The following is a 3380-nucleotide window of genomic DNA, read 5'->3' as shown; positions in this document are numbered from 1 at the left end:
TGGACCCGTGACGGGGTTCGCCTGCCCTGCCGAGGGGTGCGAGTACGAGCGCGACAGCATCGGCGCGGTCCGATCACACATCAACGCGACCAAAGACGACACCCACGACTACCAAGCTCTCAAGCCACAGCTGGAGGCGCAGAAGGGGGACGAAGGGGCTGCTACGAACGCCCCCGAATCTGCTACCAGCCAGAAAGGCGATTCTGAAGACGGAGAAGGGGCTGAAGCAGACAAATCTACCAGCGCCGAAGGGGGCAAAGAAGGCGAAAACCTGCCTGCTACGCCCGACTCCGAATCTGCTACCAGCCAGAAAGGCGATTCTGAAGACGGAGAGGGGGCTGAAGGGGGCGAATCTACCAGCGACGAATACGCCGATCAATGGGCCGATGCGGCGGGTTCCGACGACGGTAGCAGCGACACCAGCGACGGAAAGGGGGCTTCGGGCGGGTCCAAAAGCGACGGTAAAGCAACCTCAAACAACCGAAAAGCCGGCTTCGCGCTGGTACTGGGGACCGTCGTACTGGTTGCGGCGGTGTGGTACCTGACGCGAGACGGGGGCGACGGCCCGACGGTCGAGGATGTCCCCTCCGAGGCGACCGACGCGAGCGACCCCGCCGAGCCGGCTGCGGACGGGGAGGTGTGGGGCTGATGCCCGCGGTTGAACCCAACACCTTCGACCGCGAGATCTTCCTACCCGGTGAGACTGACGGCCGCGGTCGGTGCGAGCGCTGCGCCAAGCCCGCGAAAGCAACGTACAAGGGCCAAACGCTCTGTGAGACGCACTTTCAGCAGTTCATGGCGATGGAGGAGACCCGATGAGCGACGACCCCGAGGAGCCGGAGGAACCGGAGGAGCCGACCGAGCAGCCGGACGAGGAGGAGGACGAGCGACCGGAGATCGATGAGGACGAGCGGGCGGACGTATCGGACCTCGACTTCAGCGACCTCGCGGACGACGCCGAAGACGAGGCAGGTGCGACCGCGGACGGCACCGAGGACGAGGCGGGCGAGGACGCGGCGGAGGAGGACGAGCAGGACGCGGAGAGCGACGCGGGCGGTGGCGGCGGTGCGCCGGCTTCTGGCGACGGAGAGACGTGGGGCGACACCTACGTAGAGCTTCTGAGCGTGCTGCTCATCGAGGTGGCCGACGCGACCAGCGAGGACGAGCCGGGCATGAGCGCCGACGACGTGGCGAGTCTGGCGACGCAGGCACCGGTCCAACTCGATCAGTCGGTCAACCGGCTGGCCGCGGAGATGGGGACGACCGAGGACCTGCCGCCGGGGCAGGCGGTCGCCATCAGTAGCGCGCTGCTGGCGGTAATCGTTCTCGGCCGGGAGAGCGACATCCCGCAGCAGGCGGTCAGCAAGATGCAGGAGGCGCGGTCGGCGTGATGAACCCGAAACAGCAGCTCATCCGGCGCGTGATCGACAACAACCAAGAGGAGATACGGCGAGCGGCCGGCCAACTCGCGGACGTGGAAGCGGAGCAGCGGGCCGCCGTCCGCGACCTCTGCGACGCCCTCGACGTGGACCCAGAAGCGGTCGGTGCGCCGCCGACGCTGGATCGTGAGGACCGCGTCGACCAGTTGGAGGCGATGATCGGCGCCCGCCTCGCCGGCAATCCGTGGGCGCTCTACGTCGATGAGGTGGCGCCCGAGACCCTGACGGACGCGGACGACGCGGCGCAGTACGCCGGCATGGACCCCGAGGACTGGCAGGCACAGATCGAGTCGTGGGCGGACTACTACCGCGAGCAGGGCATGGAGGGGACCGACCGCGAGCTGGCCGCGGGCCACGTCTCCGCGAAGTTCGGCGTGGACCTCGACACCTTCGAGGACGAGATCGTGGCGTGGACCCCGACCGCGACCTACGAACGCCTCTTCCGCGCACCGAGCGACCGGACGACCGCGGCCCTCCGGGAGCTGGTCGAACAGGCATGAACCTCGCTTTCGCGGCCGGCTCCGGCTACGGCAAATCGTGGGGCGCTCAGGCGGTTACGGAGAAGAATCTGCACAACTACGGCCGCGTCCTCGTCCTCGACTACAAGGGGGAGTTCCGTGGGCTGGTGAGCAAAGACCACGGCCCGGCGCCGTGCAAGCATTGGATCGCCGGTCCCCGAGAACAGCAGTTCGGCGCTGCTGAGTGGCGGCAGCTACTCGAAGCGAACGAGAAGCTGGTGCTCGAACGACACCAGCAGCAGACGACAAACGACGAGTGGCGGCAAATCTGCGCGAAGGCCATCGCGGTCGCTCGGCAGCTCGGGGACGTGCTGATCGTCATCGACGAGGCGCACTTTGTCGCCCCTCAGACCGGCAAAGTCCCCGACGCCATCAAGGGGCTGGCGACGACCGGTCGCGGCGAGGGCGTCTCAAGTATCTGGGTAACCCAGCGCCCGAGCGAGCTTGAGGAGACCGTCTGGGGCAACTGTCAAGCCCGGATACTCGGCGGCTTCAACTCCGACAACGACCTCAAGAAGATCAAGGGCGTGGTGGAGTACCCGGAGGAGGTACACAAGCCGGGTGGGAATCCTCTACCGGCCCTACACGACGATCTGCTGGCGGACGGCGAGCCCGTCTCACTCCGCAAGCGGACGACGGTCGCGGACGACGGCACGGAGCGCGTCAGTAACTCCGAGTGGGTCTACTCGGACAACGACGGGGACGTGGAGCGCTTCTGGAGCAGCGACCGCTGGAGCCCGGAGTGTGACCACGTCGGCAGCGCCGGGAAGAAGATCGAGATCTGACCATGACAGAAACCCACATCACGCTGTACGGAGAGAAGTCCGAGCGGTTCGAAGAGGTCAAAGAAGAGCTGCGCGACCGGGCCGGGTTCGAACCGAGCAACCCGGACGTGGTGATGGTCCTGATCGATGACTCGGACCTGCCGGACCGACGAGGACGTTAGTCCCTGACGCACTCCGCAGTCTGAGAAGTGGCTATTTGTCGGTTTTTGATGGTCTGAGGCTGTCTCTGTCCGGTTGCAGATGGCTGCAACTGACTACTTCGACAAGTTCGCTGACGAACGGTTTGCCCGCGACGCGGGCTCCGTCGTCGGCGGCGTGGCGGCGGCACAGGGCGGCGAAATTCTCCTCGACGGCACCGAGATCATGGGCTTCAGCGTCCCGCAGGAACTCGGCGGCGCCGCGACCATCGTCCTCGCGGAGATGGTCCCCGGCGTAGCCGGCCGCGTCAAGCGGCACGTCCAGCTCGGCGGCGCGGTCGCGCTGCTGCTGGCCCTCGGCGAGCGGTTCGGTGCGCATGATGCGGTCATGGAGGTGCTGGGCTGATGGCGGACCTCTACGCCTCGATGGGCGCTACGTCCGACATCGTGGAGACGTACACGAACGCGGCGGGCGTCCCGCGGGCCACGCCCATCATCGGG

At 66.8% G+C, this 3380-nt stretch carries 7 protein-coding genes; all 7 read left to right on the top strand.

Annotation, left to right across the window (positions count from 1 at the left end):
• Positions 1 to 649 (top strand): hypothetical protein (locus AN233_RS17050; RefSeq protein ID WP_176696602.1); only part of this gene is annotated, 649 nt, incomplete at its 5' end.
• The gene (locus AN233_RS17045; protein ID WP_176696601.1) at positions 649 to 819 is read left to right on the top strand and encodes a hypothetical protein; all 171 of its coding nucleotides are present in this window, start codon (positions 649 to 651) and stop codon (positions 817 to 819) included. The genes AN233_RS17050 and AN233_RS17045, both read left to right, overlap by 1 nt.
• Positions 816 to 1391, top strand: a complete 576-nt coding sequence (locus tag AN233_RS01185; protein WP_058365054.1) for a hypothetical protein — start codon at positions 816 to 818, stop codon at positions 1389 to 1391. Before AN233_RS17045 ends, AN233_RS01185 begins: the two co-directional genes overlap by 4 nt.
• Positions 1391 to 1939 carry a hypothetical protein gene (locus tag AN233_RS01180; RefSeq protein ID WP_058365053.1) on the top strand — a complete coding sequence of 183 codons (549 nt, stop codon included), beginning with the start codon at positions 1391 to 1393 and terminating at the stop codon, positions 1937 to 1939. The genes AN233_RS01185 and AN233_RS01180 overlap by 1 nt, the downstream gene beginning before the upstream one ends.
• Entirely contained in the window at positions 1936 to 2742 is an 807-nt protein-coding gene (locus AN233_RS01175; protein WP_058365052.1) for a hypothetical protein, read from the top strand. The genes AN233_RS01180 and AN233_RS01175 overlap by 4 nt, the downstream gene beginning before the upstream one ends.
• Before the next feature lie 2 nt (positions 2743 to 2744).
• On the top strand, positions 2745 to 2903 hold the full coding sequence (locus tag AN233_RS17040; protein WP_176696600.1) for a hypothetical protein: 159 nt from the start codon (positions 2745 to 2747) through the stop codon (positions 2901 to 2903).
• A gap of 79 nt (positions 2904 to 2982) precedes the next feature.
• Positions 2983 to 3285, top strand: coding sequence for a hypothetical protein (locus AN233_RS01170; RefSeq protein WP_058365051.1), 303 nt, complete (start codon positions 2983 to 2985; stop codon positions 3283 to 3285).
• The last annotated feature ends 95 nt before the right edge of the window (positions 3286 to 3380 follow it).

This window comes from Haloparvum sedimenti (assembly GCF_001462205.1).
GTDB classification, from domain to species: Archaea; Halobacteriota; Halobacteria; order Halobacteriales; family Haloferacaceae; genus Haloparvum; species Haloparvum sedimenti.
Note: the sequence above shows the minus strand (reverse complement) of the source record. Positions and strands in the feature narration are given on the sequence as shown.

Excerpts from the sequence above, each read along its gene's own strand:
- AN233_RS17045 (WP_176696601.1), top strand. The coding sequence starts at position 649 with ATGCCCGCGGTTGAACCCAACACCTTCGACCGCGAGATCTTCCTACCC.
- AN233_RS01185 (WP_058365054.1), top strand. The coding sequence starts at position 816 with ATGAGCGACGACCCCGAGGAGCCGGAGGAACCGGAGGAGCCGACCGAG.
- AN233_RS01180 (WP_058365053.1), top strand. The coding sequence starts at position 1,391 with ATGAACCCGAAACAGCAGCTCATCCGGCGCGTGATCGACAACAACCAA.
- AN233_RS01175 (WP_058365052.1), top strand. The coding sequence starts at position 1,936 with ATGAACCTCGCTTTCGCGGCCGGCTCCGGCTACGGCAAATCGTGGGGC.
- AN233_RS17040 (WP_176696600.1), top strand. The coding sequence starts at position 2,745 with ATGACAGAAACCCACATCACGCTGTACGGAGAGAAGTCCGAGCGGTTC.
- AN233_RS01170 (WP_058365051.1), top strand. The coding sequence starts at position 2,983 with ATGGCTGCAACTGACTACTTCGACAAGTTCGCTGACGAACGGTTTGCC.